Source organism: Paraprevotella xylaniphila YIT 11841, from assembly GCF_900683745.1.
GTDB classification, from domain to species: Bacteria; Bacteroidota; Bacteroidia; order Bacteroidales; family Bacteroidaceae; genus Paraprevotella; species Paraprevotella xylaniphila.
In genome coordinates, this window is the sequence record NZ_LR215980.1 from 404,607 (window position 1) to 427,005 (window position 22,399).

29 protein-coding genes are annotated in these 22,399 nt (G+C 41.2%); 18 read left to right on the forward strand and 11 right to left on the reverse strand.

All coding sequences use genetic code 11. From position 1 onward, the window contains the following. Positions 1 to 69 precede the first annotated feature (69 nt). The 3 genes from E0E47_RS01590 (at position 70) to E0E47_RS01600 (ending at position 2,757) form a co-directional block, all read left to right on the forward strand. Positions 70 to 1,290, forward strand: coding sequence for an IS91 family transposase (locus E0E47_RS01590; protein WP_008620106.1), 1,221 nt, complete (start codon positions 70 to 72; stop codon positions 1,288 to 1,290). A 279-nt stretch (positions 1,291 to 1,569) separates the two neighbouring features. After that, positions 1,570 to 2,271: a DUF1963 domain-containing protein gene (locus E0E47_RS01595; protein WP_130892689.1), complete on the forward strand. Its 702-nt coding sequence runs from the start codon at positions 1,570 to 1,572 to the stop codon at positions 2,269 to 2,271. A gap of 93 nt (positions 2,272 to 2,364) precedes the next feature. Continuing rightward, positions 2,365 to 2,757 (forward strand): Imm51 family immunity protein, encoded by a 393-nt coding sequence (locus E0E47_RS01600; protein WP_008620118.1) that lies wholly within the window; start codon positions 2,365 to 2,367, stop codon positions 2,755 to 2,757. Between the two features lie 363 nt (positions 2,758 to 3,120). On the opposite strand, the gene E0E47_RS01605 is transcribed toward E0E47_RS01600, so the two are convergent. After that, positions 3,121 to 3,420 carry a hypothetical protein gene (locus E0E47_RS01605; protein ID WP_130892690.1) on the reverse strand — a complete coding sequence of 100 codons (300 nt, stop codon included), beginning with the start codon at positions 3,418 to 3,420 and terminating at the stop codon, positions 3,121 to 3,123. Positions 3,421 to 3,561: 141 nt separating this feature from the next. On the opposite strand from E0E47_RS01605, the gene E0E47_RS01610 reads away from it, so the two are divergent. From E0E47_RS01610 to E0E47_RS01640, 7 genes are all read left to right on the forward strand, one after another. Next, positions 3,562 to 4,494, forward strand: coding sequence for an IS1595 family transposase (locus tag E0E47_RS01610; protein ID WP_130892691.1), 933 nt, complete (start codon positions 3,562 to 3,564; stop codon positions 4,492 to 4,494). Positions 4,495 to 4,929: 435 nt separating this feature from the next. Next, positions 4,930 to 5,799 (forward strand): AbaSI family restriction endonuclease, encoded by an 870-nt coding sequence (locus E0E47_RS01615; protein WP_130892692.1) that lies wholly within the window; start codon positions 4,930 to 4,932, stop codon positions 5,797 to 5,799. Then, the gene (locus E0E47_RS01620; protein WP_130892693.1) at positions 5,792 to 6,034 is read left to right on the forward strand and encodes a hypothetical protein; all 243 of its coding nucleotides are present in this window, start codon (positions 5,792 to 5,794) and stop codon (positions 6,032 to 6,034) included. Before E0E47_RS01615 ends, E0E47_RS01620 begins: the two co-directional genes overlap by 8 nt. 68 nt (positions 6,035 to 6,102) lie before the next feature. After that, on the forward strand, positions 6,103 to 6,915 hold the full coding sequence (locus E0E47_RS17415; protein ID WP_197730270.1) for a hypothetical protein: 813 nt from the start codon (positions 6,103 to 6,105) through the stop codon (positions 6,913 to 6,915). Between the two features lie 52 nt (positions 6,916 to 6,967). Continuing rightward, positions 6,968 to 7,204, forward strand: a complete 237-nt coding sequence (locus tag E0E47_RS01630; RefSeq protein ID WP_232038292.1) for a hypothetical protein — start codon at positions 6,968 to 6,970, stop codon at positions 7,202 to 7,204. A 117-nt stretch (positions 7,205 to 7,321) separates the two neighbouring features. Next, on the forward strand, positions 7,322 to 7,945 hold the full coding sequence (locus tag E0E47_RS01635; protein WP_130892694.1) for a hypothetical protein: 624 nt from the start codon (positions 7,322 to 7,324) through the stop codon (positions 7,943 to 7,945). Between the two features lie 199 nt (positions 7,946 to 8,144). After that, the gene (locus E0E47_RS01640; RefSeq protein ID WP_130892695.1) at positions 8,145 to 8,885 is read left to right on the forward strand and encodes a toxin-antitoxin system YwqK family antitoxin; all 741 of its coding nucleotides are present in this window, start codon (positions 8,145 to 8,147) and stop codon (positions 8,883 to 8,885) included. Between the two features lie 230 nt (positions 8,886 to 9,115). Here E0E47_RS01640 and E0E47_RS01645 read toward each other — a convergent pair whose 3' ends face one another. The 6 genes from E0E47_RS01645 to E0E47_RS01670 form a co-directional block, all read right to left on the reverse strand. Then, positions 9,116 to 9,739, reverse strand: a complete 624-nt coding sequence (locus E0E47_RS01645; RefSeq protein WP_130892694.1) for a hypothetical protein — start codon at positions 9,737 to 9,739, stop codon at positions 9,116 to 9,118. A 117-nt stretch (positions 9,740 to 9,856) separates the two neighbouring features. Further along, on the reverse strand, positions 9,857 to 10,093 hold the full coding sequence (locus tag E0E47_RS01650; RefSeq protein WP_232038292.1) for a hypothetical protein: 237 nt from the start codon (positions 10,091 to 10,093) through the stop codon (positions 9,857 to 9,859). A 52-nt stretch (positions 10,094 to 10,145) separates the two neighbouring features. Next, positions 10,146 to 10,958 (reverse strand): hypothetical protein, encoded by an 813-nt coding sequence (locus E0E47_RS17420; RefSeq protein ID WP_197730270.1) that lies wholly within the window; start codon positions 10,956 to 10,958, stop codon positions 10,146 to 10,148. Positions 10,959 to 11,026: 68 nt separating this feature from the next. Then, on the reverse strand, positions 11,027 to 11,269 hold the full coding sequence (locus tag E0E47_RS01660) for a hypothetical protein (RefSeq protein WP_130892693.1): 243 nt from the start codon (positions 11,267 to 11,269) through the stop codon (positions 11,027 to 11,029). Continuing rightward, the gene (locus tag E0E47_RS01665) at positions 11,262 to 12,131 is read right to left on the reverse strand and encodes an AbaSI family restriction endonuclease (RefSeq protein WP_130892692.1); all 870 of its coding nucleotides are present in this window, start codon (positions 12,129 to 12,131) and stop codon (positions 11,262 to 11,264) included. Before E0E47_RS01665 ends, E0E47_RS01660 begins: the two co-directional genes overlap by 8 nt. Positions 12,132 to 12,566: 435 nt before the next feature. Beyond that, positions 12,567 to 13,499 carry an IS1595 family transposase gene (locus E0E47_RS01670; protein ID WP_130892691.1) on the reverse strand — a complete coding sequence of 311 codons (933 nt, stop codon included), beginning with the start codon at positions 13,497 to 13,499 and terminating at the stop codon, positions 12,567 to 12,569. A 141-nt stretch (positions 13,500 to 13,640) separates the two neighbouring features. Here E0E47_RS01670 and E0E47_RS01675 point away from each other — a divergent pair, with 141 nt between their 5' ends. The 3 genes from E0E47_RS01675 (at position 13,641) to E0E47_RS01685 (ending at position 15,100) form a co-directional block, all read left to right on the forward strand. Then, entirely contained in the window at positions 13,641 to 13,940 is a 300-nt protein-coding gene (locus E0E47_RS01675) for a hypothetical protein (protein ID WP_130892690.1), read from the forward strand. A 333-nt stretch (positions 13,941 to 14,273) separates the two neighbouring features. Then, complete coding sequence (locus tag E0E47_RS01680; protein WP_130892696.1) at positions 14,274 to 14,687, forward strand: hypothetical protein; 414 nt, start codon at positions 14,274 to 14,276, stop codon at positions 14,685 to 14,687. Between the two features lie 80 nt (positions 14,688 to 14,767). Continuing rightward, the gene (locus tag E0E47_RS01685; RefSeq protein WP_232038293.1) at positions 14,768 to 15,100 is read left to right on the forward strand and encodes a hypothetical protein; all 333 of its coding nucleotides are present in this window, start codon (positions 14,768 to 14,770) and stop codon (positions 15,098 to 15,100) included. Here E0E47_RS01685 and E0E47_RS01690 read toward each other — a convergent pair. Both E0E47_RS01690 and E0E47_RS01695 read right to left on the reverse strand, forming a co-directional pair. Continuing rightward, positions 15,084 to 15,479 (reverse strand): hypothetical protein, encoded by a 396-nt coding sequence (locus E0E47_RS01690; RefSeq protein WP_008625216.1) that lies wholly within the window; start codon positions 15,477 to 15,479, stop codon positions 15,084 to 15,086. The genes E0E47_RS01685 and E0E47_RS01690 overlap by 17 nt on opposite strands. A gap of 4 nt (positions 15,480 to 15,483) precedes the next feature. Then, positions 15,484 to 15,765, reverse strand: coding sequence for an Imm17 family immunity protein (locus E0E47_RS01695; protein ID WP_008625215.1), 282 nt, complete (start codon positions 15,763 to 15,765; stop codon positions 15,484 to 15,486). A 137-nt stretch (positions 15,766 to 15,902) separates the two neighbouring features. On the opposite strand from E0E47_RS01695, the gene E0E47_RS01700 reads away from it, so the two are divergent. Together E0E47_RS01700 and E0E47_RS01705 are read left to right on the forward strand one after the other, a co-directional pair. Continuing rightward, positions 15,903 to 16,292 (forward strand): hypothetical protein, encoded by a 390-nt coding sequence (locus E0E47_RS01700; RefSeq protein ID WP_130892698.1) that lies wholly within the window; start codon positions 15,903 to 15,905, stop codon positions 16,290 to 16,292. Between the two features lie 51 nt (positions 16,293 to 16,343). Next, a complete protein-coding gene (locus E0E47_RS01705) occupies positions 16,344 to 16,697 on the forward strand; it encodes a WG repeat-containing protein (RefSeq protein WP_130892699.1) in 354 nt (117 codons plus the stop codon). A 40-nt stretch (positions 16,698 to 16,737) separates the two neighbouring features. Here the strand turns inward: E0E47_RS01705 and E0E47_RS01710 are convergent, their stop codons facing one another. Then, positions 16,738 to 16,914 (reverse strand): restriction endonuclease subunit S domain-containing protein, encoded by a 177-nt coding sequence (locus E0E47_RS01710; protein ID WP_232038294.1) that lies wholly within the window; start codon positions 16,912 to 16,914, stop codon positions 16,738 to 16,740. A gap of 209 nt (positions 16,915 to 17,123) precedes the next feature. Between E0E47_RS01710 and kdsA the strand changes: the two genes are divergently transcribed. The 3 genes from kdsA to E0E47_RS01725 all read left to right on the forward strand — a co-directional run bounded on the left by kdsA (position 17,124) and on the right by E0E47_RS01725 (position 20,173). Further along, the gene (kdsA, locus tag E0E47_RS01715) at positions 17,124 to 17,876 is read left to right on the forward strand and encodes a 3-deoxy-8-phosphooctulonate synthase (protein WP_130892700.1); all 753 of its coding nucleotides are present in this window, start codon (positions 17,124 to 17,126) and stop codon (positions 17,874 to 17,876) included. Beyond that, positions 17,873 to 18,823: a KpsF/GutQ family sugar-phosphate isomerase gene (locus tag E0E47_RS01720; RefSeq protein ID WP_008625211.1), complete on the forward strand. Its 951-nt coding sequence runs from the start codon at positions 17,873 to 17,875 to the stop codon at positions 18,821 to 18,823. Before kdsA ends, E0E47_RS01720 begins: the two co-directional genes overlap by 4 nt. A gap of 72 nt (positions 18,824 to 18,895) precedes the next feature. Next, on the forward strand, positions 18,896 to 20,173 hold the full coding sequence (locus E0E47_RS01725; protein ID WP_130892701.1) for a phospholipase D-like domain-containing protein: 1,278 nt from the start codon (positions 18,896 to 18,898) through the stop codon (positions 20,171 to 20,173). Between the two features lie 9 nt (positions 20,174 to 20,182). Here the strand turns inward: E0E47_RS01725 and E0E47_RS01730 are convergent, their stop codons facing one another. Continuing rightward, positions 20,183 to 22,396: a tetratricopeptide repeat protein gene (locus tag E0E47_RS01730; protein WP_008625209.1), complete on the reverse strand. Its 2,214-nt coding sequence runs from the start codon at positions 22,394 to 22,396 to the stop codon at positions 20,183 to 20,185. Between the last annotated feature and the right edge of the window lie 3 nt (positions 22,397 to 22,399).

Sequence of the window (22,399 nt, forward strand, 5' to 3'; positions counted from 1 at the left end):
GACAATAAACAACTAATAATCAAATGATTAGATATTAAAATGGAGTAAAAAAGGATTTGTGTGCGAGCTATGAAAGAAGTGCTAAACGACATATATACAGACGGTTGCAAAGAAAAGAAGTACCGCTTGTCCGATTTCTTCAATCGGTGGTGGGACGAATACGCACAGCACCCGGCGGAGTACATCACCCCCGAACAGTACAAGGCGGTGAACGCTATCCGTGTATGTCGCACAACCACTTTGGGGATAGATACATACGTTTGTCCCGATTGTGGGGAAGTACGGGAAATCAGCCATAGTTGCAAACACCGTTTTTGCCCGTCATGCGGCTGGCGTGACACGCTGAAATGGGCGGCACGCATGAAAGAAAAGATGCTGCGGGTGCCACACCGCCATGTGGTGATGACCTTGCCGCATATCCTGCTGGACTTGGTGAAGCGCAACAGGAAAGAAATGCTGAATATACTGATGCGTACTTCGGCTGAAACGCTGAAAGACTGGATGATGCACAAGTTCGGCTTGAAAACCGGGGTAATTGCCGTACTACATACCTACGGGGAAACGAAACAGCTCCATGTACATACGCACATGATTATGTCATGGGGCGGCATAGATAACGACGGTAAGATAGTCATCCCCGAACATGACTACGTGCATATCCCCTCTATCTGTAAGGTATTCCGCTACAAGTTTGAACACGCCCTGATAGAGTTGTTCGATGCGGGCAGGCTGGAGCATGACTTCCGTGACCGCATGGAGTTTATGGGCTTCATCAAAAAAGTGGCAAACAAAAAGGACTGGATAGTGCATTTGGAACCACCCATACAGATGCCGGAACAGGTGATACAATATGTGGGCAGATATTCCAAACGGGCGTGCCTGAGTGAATACAAGATTACGGCAATGGACGGCGAAAACATTTCATTCCGTTACCGTGATTACAAAAACTCACCCGACAGGAGGAACCCGGTTGAAAAGGAACTGACGCTGCATTACCGGGAGTTCTTCCCCCGGCTGCTGCAACACGTTCCACTGCGCTATTTCCGCATCGTGAGGTACTACGGCTTCTATTCCAATAAAGGCAGCCTGCCGGAAGAATACTTCGGGCAGGATGAAAGCGAGATAGAGGAAGCCGAGTTGCAACAGGCAGAAAGCGGATATGAAAACCCGTATTTCTGCGAGCGTTGCGGACGGACGAGAGTTTACAGCCACACTACGGTAACGGGTGGCGGCATGACATACACGGTAATACTGGAGCATTGCGACATACACCGGAAAAAAGCGGCATGACAGCAACATGGGATAGCTATGTCCTGCCGTGAACAAGAACAGTGAAATCCCATGAAAAGAAAGAAAGGAGAACTGAAAAATGAATGAAATACGGATAAGAGCAGTAATGAAACGAACGGGGTGCGGGCATGAACTTCACACCTCTTTCTGCCGGAAACAGCAGTCAAAAATTGAAGTTCTATATAGTATGTAATAAAGGAAATAAAAATTGTCTCGAACATGAGGATGAACCGCCCTAAACGGTCGGCTATCCTCTAAACATTATCTGCATAGAAAAAAATGAAAAAAATAGAAGAAATAAAAAAACAATTGGTTAAAATGGCAACTGGTTTTATAACCGGGGGATTTAGACCTACAAATTCCAATACTGAAAGTTGGATTGGTCAAGTGTATCTATATAGAGAAAGTGAAGATATACCGATAGATAGCAATGGTAAAGCAATGTTGCCATTGTTACAAATATGTCTTGAAGGGTTGCCCTATATTCCTGATGCACTTAAAGGGTCGAAAGTATTGACTGTTTTTGTGTCTGAAAATATGCCCGGCAGACTGGCATATAACGGAGATGATTGGGTTATTCGTGAATACAAAGAAGAAGATGTGTTGGTTGTTAAGGATATATACATGCAATCATCGTTACGCATAAAGCCCTATCCGCTGAAAAGCCAACTAATTACTGAAGATTATCCTGTATGGGATAGTGGCGACATTCCAATGGATATAGAAGATGAGTTGGTGGAAATGGAAGATTCCGGGGAAATCACCGACTATTATGACTATACGGATTGTTTTGCCGGGCATAAAATAGGCGGTTATCCTAATTATATACAGTCAGGTATAGATTTCGGTGATGGATATGAATTTATGATTCAGATAGCTTCAGATGAAAAAGCGAACCTTAATATCATAGATAGCGGAAATTTCTATTTGGCAAAAAACAGTCAAACTGGAGATTGGAGGCTTTATTGTGATTTTTATTAGTAAATGCAGATAACAAGCGAATCAATCTCCCAAAAGGTCGATTATTCACTGAACATTATTCGCAATAGTAAAACAATTAAAAATTAAAAGATTATGGCAACAACAGAAGAAAGAGACATCTTTAATAATGAGTATGTTCAAATTTACACAAATGGTTCTGGTAACATCGTTCTGCTCTTCCAAAATGAGGTTGAAAAAACATTGGCAATAGGAGAGCAAATGAATGAGATAAACGAAGAGGCGTACATGAACGGTTACAACTGGGATGCCTTCTTCAACTACTATCTGGAAGAAAATGCACCAGACATTTTGGAAAGTATGGAAAGCGACCCTGAAGCTGGTTCTTACGCAGCTTATTTTGAGGACACCGCAGAAAACGAGCAAAAAGCAAAACGCTTTGCCGACATTATCATCTCTTTAATAGAAAACGAAGAAGAAATATATAAAATTCTTCGAGAGAAAGGAGATGAAATCGAATGGGATTAACCATTTGTATAAATAGAAATAATAACGCAACTATATACTTTATTGTACCAACGGTTTTGTATAATTAAAGTTTATGCTTCTCCAAACAAAAATAGGTTGCCTGTATGAACAAACAACCTATTTTATTACAAAGAATTTGCTTTCTTGATAAAATACGCATATCTTTGTAAACAAACAATGGAACAACCAAGAAACGAAGAATTTTCTTTTAGCATATCGTACAGCCCTGAGTGAACGGCATAGACCCCTTATTAACTTCGGCTCGATACATAGCAATATGGTTCTTCGGATGTCCGAGATAGCATCGGCATTTTGAGTTGTTCCATTTGTTTTTGTTTAATCAATTATACTACTATTGTTTATCTATTTTCTCCAAAACAAGAAGTTCTTTCCTCCTTTGTCCAACTCAAACCTTACAAGAAACTCATTCACTACATCCGTTTCGTAGATAGTTACGATTCCCGATGACAATTCTCTGTCTTTAATCAGCTTGCAATCTTTTTCAAGATATGTCAAAATCTCACTCCATATCTTACTATCAAAATCCGCAGTATATGAAATTTCGTTGTTGCCATAGTATTCTTTGAGAATTTCACGAAGTTCAGAGTTTCCTATCTTGTCGAAAGTCGTTGTATCAATCTGCTGTAATACAAATGATTCCATATAACCTAATTGTTTGATAGAATATGTATTGAAACGTATCAGGAAAAAAATTCATCCTAAGATGATTTTTTAACATTTAAAATGAAATTTCCGTGATGTTGCGGGTATAATTCCATTGTAAATAAAACGACAACGAATTATATGGCAACATTCCACTCACTACTCCAAATGATGGATACGCTGCATACCGAAGATGATTGCAGGGTATATCTGGAGAATATGCGTTGGAATGGAAAGCCTATTTGTCCGCATTGCGGCTCAATATCCGAACATCACTATAAACTGACCAAAGACGGCAAGTTTGAAGGACTTTATAAATGCAAGGATTGTCGTTGTCGATTCACCGTGAGACAAGGAACTATGTTTGAAGGCTCAAATCTTCCGTTGAAGAAATGGTTTTATGCAATCTATCTGTTCTTGTCGCACAAGAAAGGGATAAGCAGTTGTCAGTTGGCTCGTGATATTCAAGTTACACAGAAAACCGCATGGTTTATGTTGCATCGTATTCGTCATAATGTGAAAGACGATGACGCAAACTTTGATGATATGACACAAATGGATGAGACCTACATGGGCGGCAAAACCCGTCATCACGGAAAAGGATTGCAAGGACGTTCATTAAAAGAGAAAACTCCAATATTCGGTATGATTTCGGACGGGCTTGTATATGCGAAAGTAGTACCAAACGTTAGACAGGAAACATTGTTTCCGATTATTGATAAACTTGTCCGTAAAGGTTCAACTGTGATTACAGATGAATTGAACGTCTATAATCCGTTATACAAGGAATATGAACACAAGACTATTCCTCATAAGAAACATATTTATGCGGTAAACGGTTATCATACCAATTCGATAGAGGGATTTTGGAGTCATATCAAACGTGGTGTAAAAGGTATCTACCATCTTGCGAGCAAGAAACATTTACAGAAATATTGCAAGGAGTTTGTTTTCCGATACAACACACGCAAGCAAACAGATTCTGACAGATTTAATGATTTCTTGAGAAGTTTTACGGAACGTTTGTACTATGGTGAACTTTTGGAGAAACCGGGATGGGTATATAACTATTAAACTAAAAATAAAAATCCAATCACGGCAACGTGGTTGGATTTTTTATGCTTATAACATAAGAATTATCTATAAATTTGTATAGCAGTCTGCGATATGTCTTGAAAATCTTTTGTTTATCTCAAAAAATATCCGTTACTTTGTAATCGAACAAAAGTAAAAAGGAGATTTAAAGAAACAGACATAAGAATTTAAAGACATATTACAAGCAACTTGTAGACAAGTTATTTGGCTTTAGTAAATCTGGTAAATTGAACATAGTCCCAAGTAATAAGTCGAAAGGTCAGTTTGTACCCTGCAAAGGGCGCAGACTGCTTTTCCTTATTTGGACTAAGGGTTTTACCAGAACCTACTAAAGCAAAGAAGTGAAAAGTTTAGGCTGTGTCCTTTTCTTTTTGCCTAAAAGTGAAATATGGTACAAACTCAAAGTTCAAGAATATGGATTATAAATTAGACTACATGGAACGTCTTTTTGCCAAGATAAGCAAGAAAAAGACAGAGTCCTATGTCATAAGTAGAATATGGCATCAGTTGGATGACGACCGTGTGAAGTTTGTCGTCCAACAATATATCAGAAGAACACAAGACAAGTATGCGCTTGCTGACTTGTATCTCCCTCAACTCAATATCTTTATTGAAATCAACGAGCCTTTCCATAAGAATAATACGGAAGTTGATAAAATCCGTAATGAAGAAATTCTAAACATTACCAATTCCAAACCTATCATCATTGATTGTGATAACAACATTCAAGAAATCCACCGCCAAGTTACGGATGTGGTTGCGTTGATAAAACAGCGCGTTCATGAAATGGGTGATAACTTTCAACCGTGGGATGATGTAAGTACATTATCTGTAGAATATCATCGGAATAAAGGCTATCTAAAAGTTGATAATAACGAATGCTTGCGTACTACGGAGGATATTGCAGAAGTATTCGGGACAAAAGCTAAACATCGTGGTTTCCTACGTGCTTCGGGTGCTGCTGTTCCGAATAAGAAGAACGAAATAATTTGGTGGCCGAATACGGAACACCATCTTTGGTACAATAAACTTTCGGAGGACGGAATGTTCATTTACGAATATCCGAAAGCAGAGAATAAACGAACAGCACATCTAAAGCAATGGCTTTCCGCACCCGAAGAGACAAGAATTACATTCTTGCGTTACAAGGATGATTTGGGATTTTGTTTTTATCGCTTCGTGGGTGTGTTTAATCTCAATAAAGAGAAATCAATTAAAGAGAATAAATGTGTCTGGGAACGCGTCTCGGATACATATCAACTTAATATCCAATCTCATGAGTAAAGAATACTACAAGAAACGGATTATAGACCTTCGGGCTTCAATCGCCAAGGAGCGTGAGGCTAAGAAAAAGGACAATGCTTATTATGCAGGCTTGATAAAAAGAGCTTCCACTCCATCGAGCAAAGCTAACTATCGTAAATCAAAGATTGATAGAGCAGCTTCTCACGATAGACGTATAGAAAGCCTTAAACGAGATATTGAGAATGCAAAAGCCTCTCTAAAAAGAATTAAGTAACGGTATAAACATAAAAGTAAATGGGAATCATAAACAATTTAATCAACTCACTAAAAGATAATTTTACGATGGCTGAATTTAGTATTAATGGCCGTATGACGGTTAAGAGTCTGAGAAAACAATTCAAAGACGCATTTGGTGCAAGTTTACGTGTGTACAAGGGAGCCAAATTTGCTCCAGAAGATGCAACCCTTGCATCTATCCGTAGTGGAGAAAATGTAAAAGGGGGAGAACTTGTATGTAAAGGCAATCTTCAAGTCGGCAATTTTGAAGCCAAGATGAAAGAGATGTTTGGAATAACCGTGAAAGTAGCAAATCCCGATAACACTAAGTTGGCAAGTAGTAACATGACTATTGCAGCAGCGGGTCGCGAAGCTGTGGCTACCGATGATTGGAACAATGAGCAACTGCAATGCTATTTCTGGGATTCATTACAAGATTTGCTCATTGCCAAAGGGTATAGCATTGAAAAGAAAGACTTTGCCCAAGACGTAGAAGACTACTATAAAAGTAACCGATACAAACGCTACGGTATCACGTTTAACATCTACCGAACCAAGGGCGAAAAAGACATTACCTTTACAATCTATATGTTAGAAACATATTGTTATGGTATAAAGTATAGTGGCAATGTTGCTAAAGACAAAATATTGGAAGAAGCAATAGATGGAGTTGACCCTTCTATCCGTCTTGATAAGAATTGGGCAGGTTTTGGTACTCCGTCACCACGCCATGAATTGAACTTTAAGAAAATGGATTCGGAAGGAATTGGCAAATTGAAGAATCCAACAGCAAGAGCTGGATTTATGAACGGTGTAGCCAATGAAATAGACACACTAATAAAGAAATTGGTGGAATCATTCAAAAAGAAAGGTTTGTAGTGTAGCCTATGGGAAATGGAAAGTGGGGTTTAATAGCCCTTATTCTTTATTTATGCAGAAACATTATTTATGTTCTGTTTTGGGGATTGGTAGCTGTTGTATGTTATTTAATTTTGCAGATATTATGAAGATACCCGGATTAAGTTTTTCACTTAAAAGAGCACTTGGTATTACTGCTACCAAACAAAAGATAAGCAGAAAAACGGGTGTACCAATGACTAAACAAGGCTTGGAAAGGAAAGTTGGACGATTTGTTATTGATGCTATTTTCGGAACTAAAAAGAAATAGTTTGTCAATAAAAAAAACTTGTAAATGCGGATAGGTTTTCCTTTCCGCATTTTTTGTGTCCTATGTAATCGGATATCTATTGTTCTGTATAATTCAAAAACTCAAAATTACAACAATATGGGAAGGATAGCTACGGAACAAGAAGCAAAAGACAAACTCAAATATCAAGGAACAGTTATAAGTAATATAAAATGCTGTACAAAAGATAGAGCCATTGAAATGAAAGCTGATATAACCAAACTGGGAAAGTATAAAGACAATCAATCGGTACAACTATCAGATATAGATAAAGGTGAAGCCAAATACATTTATTTCAATATATGGGGTGATGTTCCTTATAGGGGCTCTATTAATGGTGGAGGTGCTATGGTATTTACAAGTAGTGTTGATTTGAATGTAACCACTCCAAATATTGCTTCCAAATTTATGCCTAAGGAAGCCCGTGCAAATGTCGTTTTTAGGTCACCAAAAGGAATGTGCCCGCCACCATATACTAATATTACTATTGATACAGATTTATTGGTTCTTTCTATTGAACTAACAGATAACTATCGTGAATTTAGTGCATTTGATTCTGATGGAGTATTGCAAGAAAGACAAGTATGGCCGCTAATGGGAAAAATTGGGTTTACTGAATATAGTTTGGATTCATATCCACCTAATAGGTGGGACTATACATTCAATATACAAGATAACAATGGCTATACTACAAACGGTAACATTGATTTTGACCACAAATAACAGTTCATATTATGACATACATTTAAAAGCGCATCTGTTGGATGCGCTTTTTATATGCTTGGAAAAATCAAGTATTATACAAAACCGTTGGTACAATAAAGTATATAGTTGCGAATAATTATGCGGATAACACGCAGATAAGCAACCGTAACAGGTTGCTATCTGCATCCCATTATCAACCTCAAAAAGCAAAAATACAATGAATAGAATATTAACACTATACCTTTTTTTGCTATTGTGTGGCACGGCTTCCGCACAACGAACAGTAGAATGGAATGATTTGCAGACCCTAACGGATGACGCACGGCGCACGGTATATTATAAAAAAGACAGTAAACGGCCGTTGCAGGGAAAATATCGCATTATACGAGGACTTGACGAGGAACACGTGAAACTTTCAGACGGCATGATAAACGGAGACTATCGCCGCTACCGTGACGGGGTATTGCGTGAGTCGGGCATATATGTCAAGGGCAAGCGTAACGGAACATTCACGGAATACTACCAAGACGGCGTTACTCCCCGAAAGGAAACACCCATGCTGCAAGGCAAAATAGACGGGACTGTAAAGACCTATTTCCGTAACGGAAAAATAGAGATTGAAAAGGAGTACAAACAGAGTGTGGAGAACGGACGGGAACGCCGCTTTGCCAACAAGACGGGTGAGCAGATTTTTGAATCTCATTATATCGACGGGAAAAAAGATGGCGAGGAATGGGAAATCTTCGAGGACGGCCGCGCAATACGCAGCAAGACTACACGTCACTACTGTAACGGAAAACTCGATGGTTCGTACCGTGTGGAATCAACATGGGAGGGCAAACCTTATATAACCATTGAGGGACAATACACCAACGGTGAGAAATCGGGGCAATGGATACAGCATAACCACCAAGATAATACCCAAACCTGCACATGGCATGGTGAAGGTGGGGCTTAAACTGAAATGAAGACAGTCATCATAACACTACTTTTGACTTGTACATCGAGTTAGACCATTCACGATAATCTTAAATGAAGAAACAGGACTATAAAGAGCAAGAACGACATTATTATTCGCAACTATATACTTTATTGTACCAACGGTTTTGTATAATACTTGATTTTTCCAAGCATATAAAAAGCGCATCCAACAGATGCGCTTTTAAATGTATGTCATAATATGAACTGTTATTTGTGGTCAAAATCAATGTTACCGTTTGTAGTATAGCCATTGTTATCTTGTATATTGAATGTATAGTCCCACCTATTAGGTGGATATGAATCCAAACTATATTCAGTAAACCCAATTTTTCCCATTAGCGGCCATACTTGTCTTTCTTGCAATACTCCATCAGAATCAAATGCACTAAATTCACGATAGTTATCTGTTAGTTCAATAGAAAGAACCAATAAATCTGTATCAATAGTAATATTAGTATATGGTGGCGGGCACATTCCTTTTGGTGACCTAAAAACGACATTTGCACGGGCTTCCTTAGGCATAAATTTGGAAGCAATATTTGGAGTGGTTACATTCAAATCAACACTACTTGTAAATACCATAGCACCTCCACCATTAATAGAGCCCCTATAAGGAACATCACCCCATATATTGAAATAAATGTATTTGGCTTCACCTTTATCTATATCTGATAGTTGTACCGATTGATTGTCTTTATACTTTCCCAGTTTGGTTATATCAGCTTTCATTTCAATGGCTCTATCTTTTGTACAGCATTTTATATTACTTATAACTGTTCCTTGATATTTGAGTTTGTCTTTTGCTTCTTGTTCCGTAGCTATCCTTCCCATATTGTTGTAATTTTGAGTTTTTGAATTATACAGAACAATAGATATCCGATTACATAGGACACAAAAAATGCGGAAAGGAAAACCTATCCGCATTTACAAGTTTTTTTTATTGACAAACTATTTCTTTTTAGTTCCGAAAATAGCATCAATAACAAATCGTCCAACTTTCCTTTCCAAGCCTTGTTTAGTCATTGGTACACCCGTTTTTCTGCTTATCTTTTGTTTGGTAGCAGTAATACCAAGTGCTCTTTTAAGTGAAAAACTTAATCCGGGTATCTTCATAATATCTGCAAAATTAAATAACATACAACAGCTACCAATCCCCAAAACAGAACATAAATAATGTTTCTGCATAAATAAAGAATAAGGGCTATTAAACCCCACTTTCCATTTCCCATAGGCTACACTACAAACCTTTCTTTTTGAATGATTCCACCAATTTCTTTATTAGTGTGTCTATTTCATTGGCTACACCGTTCATAAATCCAGCTCTTGCTGTTGGATTCTTCAATTTGCCAATTCCTTCCGAATCCATTTTCTTAAAGTTCAATTCATGGCGTGGTGACGGAGTACCAAAACCTGCCCAATTCTTATCAAGACGGATAGAAGGGTCAACTCCATCTATTGCTTCTTCCAATATTTTGTCTTTAGCAACATTGCCACTATACTTTATACCATAACAATATGTTTCTAACATATAGATTGTAAAGGTAATGTCTTTTTCGCCCTTGGTTCGGTAGATGTTAAACGTGATACCGTAGCGTTTGTATCGGTTACTTTTATAGTAGTCTTCTACGTCTTGGGCAAAGTCTTTCTTTTCAATGCTATACCCTTTGGCAATGAGCAAATCTTGTAATGAATCCCAGAAATAGCATTGCAGTTGCTCATTGTTCCAATCATCGGTAGCCACAGCTTCGCGACCCGCTGCTGCAATAGTCATGTTACTACTTGCCAACTTAGTGTTATCGGGATTTGCTACTTTCACGGTTATTCCAAACATCTCTTTCATCTTGGCTTCAAAATTGCCGACTTGAAGATTGCCTTTACATACAAGTTCTCCCCCTTTTACATTTTCTCCACTACGGATAGATGCAAGGGTTGCATCTTCTGGAGCAAATTTGGCTCCCTTGTACACACGTAAACTTGCACCAAATGCGTCTTTGAATTGTTTTCTCAGACTCTTAACCGTCATACGGCCATTAATACTAAATTCAGCCATCGTAAAATTATCTTTTAGTGAGTTGATTAAATTGTTTATGATTCCCATTTACTTTTATGTTTATACCGTTACTTAATTCTTTTTAGAGAGGCTTTTGCATTCTCAATATCTCGTTTAAGGCTTTCTATACGTCTATCGTGAGAAGCTGCTCTATCAATCTTTGATTTACGATAGTTAGCTTTGCTCGATGGAGTGGAAGCTCTTTTTATCAAGCCTGCATAATAAGCATTGTCCTTTTTCTTAGCCTCACGCTCCTTGGCGATTGAAGCCCGAAGGTCTATAATCCGTTTCTTGTAGTATTCTTTACTCATGAGATTGGATATTAAGTTGATATGTATCCGAGACGCGTTCCCAGACACATTTATTCTCTTTAATTGATTTCTCTTTATTGAGATTAAACACACCCACGAAGCGATAAAAACAAAATCCCAAATCATCCTTGTAACGCAAGAATGTAATTCTTGTCTCTTCGGGTGCGGAAAGCCATTGCTTTAGATGTGCTGTTCGTTTATTCTCTGCTTTCGGATATTCGTAAATGAACATTCCGTCCTCCGAAAGTTTATTGTACCAAAGATGGTGTTCCGTATTCGGCCACCAAATTATTTCGTTCTTCTTATTCGGAACAGCAGCACCCGAAGCACGTAGGAAACCACGATGTTTAGCTTTTGTCCCGAATACTTCTGCAATATCCTCCGTAGTACGCAAGCATTCGTTATTATCAACTTTTAGATAGCCTTTATTCCGATGATATTCTACAGATAATGTACTTACATCATCCCACGGTTGAAAGTTATCACCCATTTCATGAACGCGCTGTTTTATCAACGCAACCACATCCGTAACTTGGCGGTGGATTTCTTGAATGTTGTTATCACAATCAATGATGATAGGTTTGGAATTGGTAATGTTTAGAATTTCTTCATTACGGATTTTATCAACTTCCGTATTATTCTTATGGAAAGGCTCGTTGATTTCAATAAAGATATTGAGTTGAGGGAGATACAAGTCAGCAAGCGCATACTTGTCTTGTGTTCTTCTGATATATTGTTGGACGACAAACTTCACACGGTCGTCATCCAACTGATGCCATATTCTACTTATGACATAGGACTCTGTCTTTTTCTTGCTTATCTTGGCAAAAAGACGTTCCATGTAGTCTAATTTATAATCCATATTCTTGAACTTTGAGTTTGTACCATATTTCACTTTTAGGCAAAAAGAAAAGGACACAGCCTAAACTTTTCACTTCTTTGCTTTAGTAGGTTCTGGTAAAACCCTTAGTCCAAATAAGGAAAAGCAGTCTGCGCCCTTTGCAGGGTACAAACTGACCTTTCGACTTATTACTTGGGACTATGTTCAATTTACCAGATTTACTAAAGCCAAATAACTTGTCTACAAGTTGCTTGTAATATGTCTTTAAATTCTTATGTCTGTTTCTTTAAATCTCCTTTTTACTTTTGTTCGATTACAAAGTAACGGATATTTTTTGAGATAAACAAAAGATTTTCAAGACATATCGCAGACTGCTATACAAATTTATAGATAATTCTTATGTTATAAGCATAAAAAATCCAACCACGTTGCCGTGATTGGATTTTTATTTTTAGTTTAATAGTTATATACCCATCCCGGTTTCTCCAAAAGTTCACCATAGTACAAACGTTCCGTAAAACTTCTCAAGAAATCATTAAATCTGTCAGAATCTGTTTGCTTGCGTGTGTTGTATCGGAAAACAAACTCCTTGCAATATTTCTGTAAATGTTTCTTGCTCGCAAGATGGTAGATACCTTTTACACCACGTTTGATATGACTCCAAAATCCCTCTATCGAATTGGTATGATAACCGTTTACCGCATAAATATGTTTCTTATGAGGAATAGTCTTGTGTTCATATTCCTTGTATAACGGATTATAGACGTTCAATTCATCTGTAATCACAGTTGAACCTTTACGGACAAGTTTATCAATAATCGGAAACAATGTTTCCTGTCTAACGTTTGGTACTACTTTCGCATATACAAGCCCGTCCGAAATCATACCGAATATTGGAGTTTTCTCTTTTAATGAACGTCCTTGCAATCCTTTTCCGTGATGACGGGTTTTGCCGCCCATGTAGGTCTCATCCATTTGTGTCATATCATCAAAGTTTGCGTCATCGTCTTTCACATTATGACGAATACGATGCAACATAAACCATGCGGTTTTCTGTGTAACTTGAATATCACGAGCCAACTGACAACTGCTTATCCCTTTCTTGTGCGACAAGAACAGATAGATTGCATAAAACCATTTCTTCAACGGAAGATTTGAGCCTTCAAACATAGTTCCTTGTCTCACGGTGAATCGACAACGACAATCCTTGCATTTATAAAGTCCTTCAAACTTGCCGTCTTTGGTCAGTTTATAGTGATGTTCGGATATTGAGCCGCAATGCGGACAAATAGGCTTTCCATTCCAACGCATATTCTCCAGATATACCCTGCAATCATCTTCGGTATGCAGCGTATCCATCATTTGGAGTAGTGAGTGGAATGTTGCCATATAATTCGTTGTCGTTTTATTTACAATGGAATTATACCCGCAACATCACGGAAATTTCATTTTAAATGTTAAAAAATCATCTTAGGATGAATTTTTTTCCTGATACGTTTCAATACATATTCTATCAAACAATTAGGTTATATGGAATCATTTGTATTACAGCAGATTGATACAACGACTTTCGACAAGATAGGAAACTCTGAACTTCGTGAAATTCTCAAAGAATACTATGGCAACAACGAAATTTCATATACTGCGGATTTTGATAGTAAGATATGGAGTGAGATTTTGACATATCTTGAAAAAGATTGCAAGCTGATTAAAGACAGAGAATTGTCATCGGGAATCGTAACTATCTACGAAACGGATGTAGTGAATGAGTTTCTTGTAAGGTTTGAGTTGGACAAAGGAGGAAAGAACTTCTTGTTTTGGAGAAAATAGATAAACAATAGTAGTATAATTGATTAAACAAAAACAAATGGAACAACTCAAAATGCCGATGCTATCTCGGACATCCGAAGAACCATATTGCTATGTATCGAGCCGAAGTTAATAAGGGGTCTATGCCGTTCACTCAGGGCTGTACGATATGCTAAAAGAAAATTCTTCGTTTCTTGGTTGTTCCATTGTTTGTTTACAAAGATATGCGTATTTTATCAAGAAAGCAAATTCTTTGTAATAAAATAGGTTGTTTGTTCATACAGGCAACCTATTTTTGTTTGGAGAAGCATAAACTTTAATTATACAAAACCGTTGGTACAATAAAGTATATAGTTGCGTTATTATTTCTTCGACTATCTGTTCTGGTTGGGAGAAATAACATGGGAAAACTATCACAAGGTCAATTTCAAACAACCCCGAGGAAGTGACATGCTGTGGGCCTGTATCACGCTTTTTATATTCATGCCGGTTCTGACCATCGCCGGTCATTTTCTGGATGACTTGGCATTCGAGGTGTTTGGAGCCGTTCTTCTAATCGTGTACTCCGTTTCTGTCTTCATGACAGACCGTCTGTTCGGCAAAATATACCCGCCTTCCCGGCGGAAAGCGGTCGTGCAGCATTATGCGGGGCGCAAGTTCAGTCCCTTCCGGCGCAACCTGTTCTTTTTCACTCTCTATTTGCTTCTTATTCCCGCAATGGTTTTATTAGGAACTGCTCTGAAATGGATAACTGAAATACTTAAATGACAAATAAAAGAAACATTTTTAGCCGATTTTTCCGTATGATTGCGATGATACATAAAACCGCATATATCCTCGCTTACGATATGCTGCGAAAGAAAGGCGTGCATGATTGGGTGGAGCGTCGGGCTGGCGGGATAATCGGGCTTCCCTACCTCTCTTTAATTTTGGTGGCATTACTTACATTAAAAGACGAACCGAGTACCGGTCATAAAATCGTTACCGGCATACTGATTGGATGGGCGGTTGTCGCTGCATGGTGCACTTCCGGATTTCAGTTCAAAACTTCTGATTGGAGAATGGAAGTCCGGGAAGAACTTGATTTGCGTTACTTGTACTGGAAAAAGGCGATAGCGGTGTACTATGCCGTTGTCATTGCAGTGGCGGTAGCGGCAGGCTTTGTCATGCCCTATATATAAATCCGAGGTAAAACATCAGTACGGCATTCCCCACAGCCAGTGCGATGGAGATAAGAAGAATTTCAGCAAGTCTCCTGCCAATATGTTTCATATTCCGGTAATGTTCACTGATCACTTTCCGATGTCCGGCTGTGTAACGGAGCTTGCAGAATATGGAGGGCAGAAGGCAGAACAACATTACGATGACAAGGGCGACAATCCAACTGAAAAAGCGAAACATCAACGGTATTCCAAGCGGTATGGTTATGGCGAACAGCCAACATAGGAAAAGCAACATTCTCCCATTGAGATTGCTATGTTCTCGCTCGCTCCATTTTTCGGCGACATACCACATATAGTCGATGAAGCAGAACCGGTATTTCCGATTGTTCTTTCCCATACCGTTATTTCCATGCAAAAAATATCGTCAGGCAGGCAATTATCGCCATGCCAACCAATACCATCTGAACCTTGCGGCGTGTTTCAGGCTTACAACCGTCAAAGAACCATAGCGTGCTGTTGAATTGCCAATGACACGCCCATTTCCAACGGAGCAGCAATCCTGCAAGCCAAAGGGCAAGCAGTGCGGCTGCAAACAGCAGTCCGTATTTCGGATGAGCCTGCGCCCACTCGAAAAAAGATTCTGCCTTGCTGTTCATAGTTTCGTATATATCGGTAATCGTCATACTTATGATTAAAAGGATTCCGAACACAAAAATAATGTTTTCCGCTCACTTAATCATCACGTTATGCCGAAAAACAATGTGCCGGATGTCCTTTGTCTGCCGCAAAAACAGTATTTTTGCGAAAACGAAAAGCAGAGATGGGTTTCAGACGGAAATATAAGTTCAGTATAATAGACCACCTGTATTATACGGGTAGCATACGACGTATCCACAACAGGTGGTTTATGCCGTTGGAAGCCATCTTTTTTTGTGTCTTCAGTGTTTTCCCTTCGCTTCTTATAATGAGATTCCTATATTTGGTGATACCGTCGTGGCTGTTGTCGGCTTTGTCTGTCGGTTGGGTCTGGGCAACAGTAGAGGTGTATTCAAAGATTGAAAAGAAGTACTTTACCAAAGCGAGGGAACGAGCCTATTACCGCCGGTATCCTGAAAGGAAAGATAAAAACTACTTCTGGTTGCAGTTGCTGTTACCCCTCTGCCTGTATTCGATAGTTTTAGGCATAAGTCTTTGGCTTTTCTTAGTATGAGCAGGAAGAAGGATAATAGTTCATGGTTCTGATAATTTTAAGATTTACACAATGGGCAAAATTCCAACGATAATTGCGATAATGTTATTATGCGGTTGCAGTTTCATGAAACACTACGGCGTGTTTCAATGTGACAACGGCAACGATTATGTCAGCGAGGGACTGTACCGTATCGTGGACAAGCGAGGGCGTATCGGGTACGCGGACGAAAGCGGCAGGACAGTCATCAAGCCCCGCTTCGCCTTCGGCTTCCCATTCGAGAACGGCAAGGCTAAAGTAACGGACAAGGGAGAGATGAAAGAAGTGCCGGGTTCTGGTGGAGAATACCACTATTGGGAAAGCGACGAATGGTATTATATCGACAAGAAAGGGCAGAAAAGTGAAGAAAGTACTCCAAATATGTAGTACTAGTACCCGTCAGTTGTCTGATTGCTAACAATGGGGCTTACATCGCAATTAACACACTCCCAGTAGGATTGATTTTAGCAGAAGAGTTTGCGACAGCTTCCTCTGTTATACTTTCTGGAATATCCGAAATCAATCCATCATTTAAATCTCCTGTTTTAAGCCAAGGTATATTTCCACCATAATATGTTTTTGTTTGAACGACTAGGAGTTCCACTTGATTGCCAAGTGCCTACTTCATCCAATGCCGTCCACACCTAATTGTTAGGCACCTCAAACGGCACGTTCTCATAATGGGGCGTATGTGTAGTAAGTCATCTTTGCGGATGCGTAATGGAATGCCAAACTTGAAAAACTTTGTTTTTCGTTTGTCTCTGCGCTTGCCTTTCGCTATCTTTGCATATTGTATTATTAAAACAGATTGTGATGACCCCTATATTTATAGCCGGTCCGTGTGTGATTGAATCCGCTGATTTGTTGGACGAGGTGGCGTGCGAGCTGGTTCGGATAAAGCAGAAATTTAATATAGAGATTTACTTTAAGGCTTCTTTTGATAAAGCCAACCGTACTTCTGTGCATTCTTATCGTGGCCCCGGACTGGAGAAGGGTTTGCAGATGTTGGGTGACGTGCGTGAGAAGTACGGTCTTAAGCTCCTGACGGATATTCATGAAAGTTTTCAGGCCGCTCCGGTGGGCGAAGTGGTGGATGTCCTGCAGATACCGGCCTTTTTGTGCCGTCAGACCGATTTGTTGGTAGCGGCAGCCCGTACCGGTAAGATTGTCAACATCAAGAAAGCTCAATTCCTGTCGGGACTTGACATGAAATACCCCGTGGAAAAAGCGCAGGAGAGCGGAGCAAAGGAGATTTGGCTGACCGAGCGCGGCAATATTTACGGTTACAATAACCTGGTGGTGGATTTCCGTAATATTCCGGATATGAAAGCCTTTGTGCCCCGTGTGGTCATGGACTGTACGCATTCCGTGCAGCGTCCCGGTGCGGCAGGCGGAAAGACCGGTGGAAACCGTGAGTTCGTGCCGGCCATGGCCTTGGCGGCGAAAGCGTTCGGTGCGAACGGATATTTCTTCGAAACGCATCCCGATCCGGAGAAAGCCATGAGCGATGGCCCGAATATGTTGTATCTGAAAGATTTGGAAACCGTAATCGCATCATTGCTATGAGCCAAGTGAAAGATATTGCCGTCAAGTGCTTCCGCGACGAAGCCCAGGCCATTTTGGATTTGATACCTCAGTTGGATGAGCATTTCGATGCAGCGGTGGATTTGATGCTCCGTTGTACCGGAAAGGTAATTATTACGGGAGTGGGCAAGAGCGGGCATATCGGTGCCAAGATGGCCGCTACGTTGGCAAGTACGGGGACACCGGCTTTTTTCATCAATCCGTTGGATGTCTTCCATGGCGACTTGGGGGTGATGACACCTGATGATGTCGTCATTGCCATTTCCAACTCCGGCCAGACTGACGAACTCCTTCGTTTCATACCTTATTTATTGGAACATCATATTCCTTTGATTGGCATTTCCGGGAATCCCGATTCTTTGTTGGCCAAGTATTCCACGTGCCATTTGGTGGTCAAGGTCAGCCATGAGGCGTGTCCTTTGAATTTGGCACCTACCTCTTCCACTACGGCCACTTTGGCTATGGGCGATGCTTTGGCCTGTGCGCTCATCGAGATGCGTCATTTTCAGGCTAAGGATTTTGCACAGTTCCATCCCGGCGGGACGTTGGGCAAGCGTCTCTTGACCACGGCGCATGATGTGATGCGTAGCAACGACTTGCCGGTCATACCTCCCGGAATGAAGTTGGGCGAGGCCATTATCCATGTGAGCAAAGGCAAGTTAGGTCTGTGTGTGGCGATGGTAAATGATAAGGTAGTCGGGTTGATAACGGACGGCGATGTGCGGCGCGCCATGGAAAGTCTGCAGGACAAGTTCTTCAACGTCCCGGTGGAGCAGGTGATGACACGTACGCCGAAATGCGTGTCGCCGGATACCAAGATTGCCAAGATTCAAGATATCATGCACAATAACAAGATACATACGGTTTTGGTGGTGGACGATGACCGACATTTGTTGGGCGTGGTAGACCACTTCAGTTGTATGTTCTGACCAATGTATTCAATATAAAATTTATAAAAAAGGATTGAAGGCTTCGGCTCAGGTCGAGGTGTGGGAACAATTATGAGTAAATGGCGTGTCATATTCTGTGGCGTTTTGTTGTCGTTGCGGCTTGTGTCTATGGCACAGGCAAGCCCGAGTGATTCTCTCACGGTAGAGGACTTGAAAGAGAACGGTGTACTGTTTACGCCCCGTAACCGGGTGACGTTGTTACCGAGCGGTGCGGAAAAGTTTGAAGACATGTTCAAAGCGATAGAGCAGGCCCGTCATTATATCTATCTGGAGTATTTTAATTTTCGCAATGATTCTATCGGGAAAGCTTTGTTTACCTTATTGGATAAAAAGGTGCGCGAAGGGGTAAAGGTCAGGGTGATTTACGATGATTTTGGTAATGTCAGTAACGACCGCCCCTTGCGGAAAAGACATCTCAGGCAATTAAAGAGCCGGCATTTTGAGGTGGTCGTATTCGACCCCATCGTGTTTCCATGGGTGAACCACGCCTTGCACCGCGATCATCGCAAAATTGTGGTTATTGACGATAAGGTGGTGTACACCGGAGGAATGAATGTGGCCGACTATTATATCCATGGCCGTCCGGAGTTCGGTAAATGGAGGGATATGCATATGCGTTTGGAAGGAGATTGCGTCCCCCTTTACCGGCGTATATTCTGTGAAATGTGGGAACGTTGTACCGACCATAAGATCGACAGTTTGGAATATCAGCCGGATAGCCTGGCTATCCAGATTGACTTCCGGGGGCTGAAAGAAACAGCCTGCGCGGATTCTTCCGGCATTCTTTTAGGCGTGGCCAACCGTGAACCGAAGAGAAGTCCGGCGATAATCCGCAGGAGCTATATAGACGCTATTGACAATGCGCAAAAACGGATACAGATTGTGAACCCCTATTTTACTTTGGTGCCCAGTGTGAAAAAGGCCTTATATCGTGCGTTGAAGCGCGGAGTGAAGCTTGAGGTCATGTTGTCTACCAAGTGTGACGTTCCTGTCATGCCCGATGTGGCGGCCTACCATGCCAAAAGATTGATGAAACGCGGAGCCGATATTTACTATTATGAGGACGGGTTCCATCACTCGAAAGTCATGATGGTAGACAGTACGTTTTGTACGGTCGGGTCTGCTAATCTGAATAGCAGGAGCCTGAAGTTCGACTATGAAGTGAACGCTTTTATCATCGATTCCTGTACGACCCGTGAGTTACAGAACATTTTCGAGGCAGACAAACACCATTCTACTTTACTCACTCCGGAGAATTGGAAAAAGCGGCGCTCTTTCGGACGCCGCTTTATGGGATGGTTCTACCATCTTCTCATTCCCTTGATTTGATTTTGACATTCAGCTTTCCGGTTCTGGTTGGAGAATGTCCCGCATCAGGCTGATGTCCAAATCGTTCAATCCGTGTAGGAGCAATTCTTTCCGGTCTTCATCAAAGGGGGATAGCAAAGGCTGTGCCGTATCCTTCCTTTTGCTGCGGTAGAGTCTGAGGTAGTTTTGGTATTGGGTGATGGCTTCCGTTGTTTGCTTCAGGCACCATGCCGTATGTCCGGCATTGAGATAATCTTCCCATGTCACCTTGTCCTGTTGCAGTATTTTCCGGTAGTACCTGTCTGCCTGTTCCAGACGTCCCATCTTGAAGTTGCACCAGGCGATGGCCCGCCATGACGGTACTACTCTTTCCCCGTTGTATTCCAATTCATAAAAACGTTGGGCGGCCTCTTCGTAGCGTCCGAGTTGCATCAGGCATAATCCGATTTCCGAAATCAGGCGGGTATCGCCCGGGTTCATTTCTTCCAGACTCTTCAGGCAGTCGAGTTCCTGTTCATAGCGTCCCAAAGCGGAATAACACAAGTACATTTGTTTCAGAATCCATTCGTTATTCGGGCTCAACAGGTCGGCTTGTTGGTAATAGTATATGGCCTTGCTCGGCCGGTCTGTATGTTGATAGCAAAAGGCCACCTTTTGTAGCATTTCAGCGTTTGCCGTTTCGTGTTTGAGCGCTTCTTCCATATAGGCAATGGCATCCTGGTAACATTCCCTTTTCATAAGGAACGAGGCCGTCTCGCGCAAATAAGCCGGTGTTTTCAGCATACTTTCCAATACTGTATAACGGGTGAATAACTGGTCTCCCTTGAACGGGTCGTCAAACTGTGACTTACGCGGATGAAGTTTAAAGAAACGGTACAAGTCCTGCAAATAGCTACGGTAGACAGAGCCGATGTTCATGCTTTCCTTGGCTACATCCCGTAGACCTTCTTCGTTGCCTTCTATCTGTGAGCCGATTTGGGAAATCATCATGTCCCGTTGCGAAGGGGCTATTTGGTTGAGCATCATGCAAAGCGAATATTTGTCCGATTCGCAGAAGTTGCCGGCTTCCATAAGCATCTGTATCGGATTGTGCCGTACGTTTGGGGGAAAGATGCCTTTCACTTCAGGTCTCCGTTTGTTGAATGGCGCGAACCAATGTGCGACGGATTGGAAAAATGAGAAGCCTTTGAGCGAGGAAAAAGTACCCAAGTTGATGTCTATCCCTTCCTTACCCATGGCGATGATGGCTTTCATGTTGTCGGCCAACTGTTTGTTGCCCCGTAACTTTTCCCATTCCGCATTCGGTTCGCCGCGTAAGGCTTTTGCCAAATCTTCCTCCATTTGCTCGAATCCCATTTTATTGCGTTGGTAGTTCCTGCTTCTGAGCAAATCGGGGAAAATTTCATTTTGCAATTTCCTTTCAGCCTTAGCCGTTTCCAGGCTGAGCAGGAATTGCTGTTGCAGGAGGATGAGTTCCCCTTTTAGGCGTTCGTCTTGCGCTAACAATGATAGTCCGTCCGAGAGGTCGGGATAGTAGACAAATCGTTTTTCGTATTGCATGTAGGTCCACACGGCAGCTGTCATGGCCCGTGCGCGGACTTTCGTATGCTCCGTCCGGCAGAAATGAAGCAACAGGCGATATTTTTGCGGGTCGAAATATCGTTGTATGTTCAGCATGACGGCACTGATGAGCAAGGCTTGTTCATCGGCTTCCTGCCGTTCTATGAAACTTTTCAGTTTTTCAGCGTCGGACGCATGGAAAAGAGGAGCGGTCCAAATGTATTCGAACAGCTTGTCGTACACATTATAGAAATTGTTCTCCTCTGCCTCTTCCGTATAGGCCTTTCTGCAGTCCTCTGATAATTTATCCCGTAATAAATCAGCTGTTTCCATCCATTGGTCAAATGGGGAGGATTGCTCTGTATAACAGCGATTGAACGTTTCCGTATACAGGTCGTTTTCGTAACGGACGTGGTAGAGCCGTGCGGACTTGTCGAGTAGTGCGAAAGTCCGATGGGTCAGGTTACGATGGACGAGGGCTTGTTGGGGATCCGTGCCGCCCTGCGCCATGAAAGTGAGCATCATGCCATAGTCCTGTTGTACAGATTCCAGTTCACGGTTCAGTTCCGGATTCTCTGTATTGAACAAAATCCCCCGGATACAGTTCAGGGCATCGTGCATGTGGCGTGAGATGAGAGCCTCTACGGCATCGTGATAAAGAAGTTCAAAACTTTTCCTATCCATAAG

Bases quoted from the DNA above. Each gene is read 5' to 3' on its own strand.
- E0E47_RS01620 (WP_130892693.1), top strand. From the start codon at position 5,792: ATGAGTAAAGAATACTACAAGAAACGGATTATAGACCTTCGGGCTTCA.
- E0E47_RS01595 (WP_130892689.1), top strand. From the start codon at position 1,570: ATGAAAAAAATAGAAGAAATAAAAAAACAATTGGTTAAAATGGCAACT.
- E0E47_RS01615 (WP_130892692.1), top strand. From the start codon at position 4,930: ATGGATTATAAATTAGACTACATGGAACGTCTTTTTGCCAAGATAAGC.
- E0E47_RS01690 (WP_008625216.1), bottom strand. From the start codon at position 15,479: ATGGGAAAGAACAATCGGAAATACCGGTTCTGCTTCATCGACTATATG.
- E0E47_RS01635 (WP_130892694.1), top strand. From the start codon at position 7,322: ATGGGAAGGATAGCTACGGAACAAGAAGCAAAAGACAAACTCAAATAT.
- E0E47_RS01700 (WP_130892698.1), top strand. From the start codon at position 15,903: ATGGGTTTCAGACGGAAATATAAGTTCAGTATAATAGACCACCTGTAT.
- E0E47_RS01725 (WP_130892701.1), top strand. From the start codon at position 18,896: ATGAGTAAATGGCGTGTCATATTCTGTGGCGTTTTGTTGTCGTTGCGG.
- E0E47_RS01695 (WP_008625215.1), bottom strand. From the start codon at position 15,765: ATGACGATTACCGATATATACGAAACTATGAACAGCAAGGCAGAATCT.
- E0E47_RS01590 (WP_008620106.1), top strand. From the start codon at position 70: ATGAAAGAAGTGCTAAACGACATATATACAGACGGTTGCAAAGAAAAG.
- E0E47_RS01645 (WP_130892694.1), bottom strand. From the start codon at position 9,739: ATGGGAAGGATAGCTACGGAACAAGAAGCAAAAGACAAACTCAAATAT.
- E0E47_RS01705 (WP_130892699.1), top strand. From the start codon at position 16,344: ATGGGCAAAATTCCAACGATAATTGCGATAATGTTATTATGCGGTTGC.
- E0E47_RS01685 (WP_232038293.1), top strand. From the start codon at position 14,768: ATGCTGCGAAAGAAAGGCGTGCATGATTGGGTGGAGCGTCGGGCTGGC.
- E0E47_RS01605 (WP_130892690.1), bottom strand. From the start codon at position 3,420: ATGGAATCATTTGTATTACAGCAGATTGATACAACGACTTTCGACAAG.
- E0E47_RS01730 (WP_008625209.1), bottom strand. From the start codon at position 22,396: ATGGATAGGAAAAGTTTTGAACTTCTTTATCACGATGCCGTAGAGGCT.
- E0E47_RS01675 (WP_130892690.1), top strand. From the start codon at position 13,641: ATGGAATCATTTGTATTACAGCAGATTGATACAACGACTTTCGACAAG.
- E0E47_RS01650 (WP_232038292.1), bottom strand. From the start codon at position 10,093: ATGCAGAAACATTATTTATGTTCTGTTTTGGGGATTGGTAGCTGTTGT.
- E0E47_RS01600 (WP_008620118.1), top strand. From the start codon at position 2,365: ATGGCAACAACAGAAGAAAGAGACATCTTTAATAATGAGTATGTTCAA.
- E0E47_RS01665 (WP_130892692.1), bottom strand. From the start codon at position 12,131: ATGGATTATAAATTAGACTACATGGAACGTCTTTTTGCCAAGATAAGC.
- E0E47_RS01670 (WP_130892691.1), bottom strand. From the start codon at position 13,499: ATGGCAACATTCCACTCACTACTCCAAATGATGGATACGCTGCATACC.
- E0E47_RS01660 (WP_130892693.1), bottom strand. From the start codon at position 11,269: ATGAGTAAAGAATACTACAAGAAACGGATTATAGACCTTCGGGCTTCA.
- E0E47_RS01640 (WP_130892695.1), top strand. From the start codon at position 8,145: ATGAATAGAATATTAACACTATACCTTTTTTTGCTATTGTGTGGCACG.
- kdsA (WP_130892700.1), top strand. From the start codon at position 17,124: ATGACCCCTATATTTATAGCCGGTCCGTGTGTGATTGAATCCGCTGAT.
- E0E47_RS01610 (WP_130892691.1), top strand. From the start codon at position 3,562: ATGGCAACATTCCACTCACTACTCCAAATGATGGATACGCTGCATACC.
- E0E47_RS01630 (WP_232038292.1), top strand. From the start codon at position 6,968: ATGCAGAAACATTATTTATGTTCTGTTTTGGGGATTGGTAGCTGTTGT.
- E0E47_RS17420 (WP_197730270.1), bottom strand. From the start codon at position 10,958: ATGGCTGAATTTAGTATTAATGGCCGTATGACGGTTAAGAGTCTGAGA.
- E0E47_RS17415 (WP_197730270.1), top strand. From the start codon at position 6,103: ATGGCTGAATTTAGTATTAATGGCCGTATGACGGTTAAGAGTCTGAGA.
- E0E47_RS01720 (WP_008625211.1), top strand. From the start codon at position 17,873: ATGAGCCAAGTGAAAGATATTGCCGTCAAGTGCTTCCGCGACGAAGCC.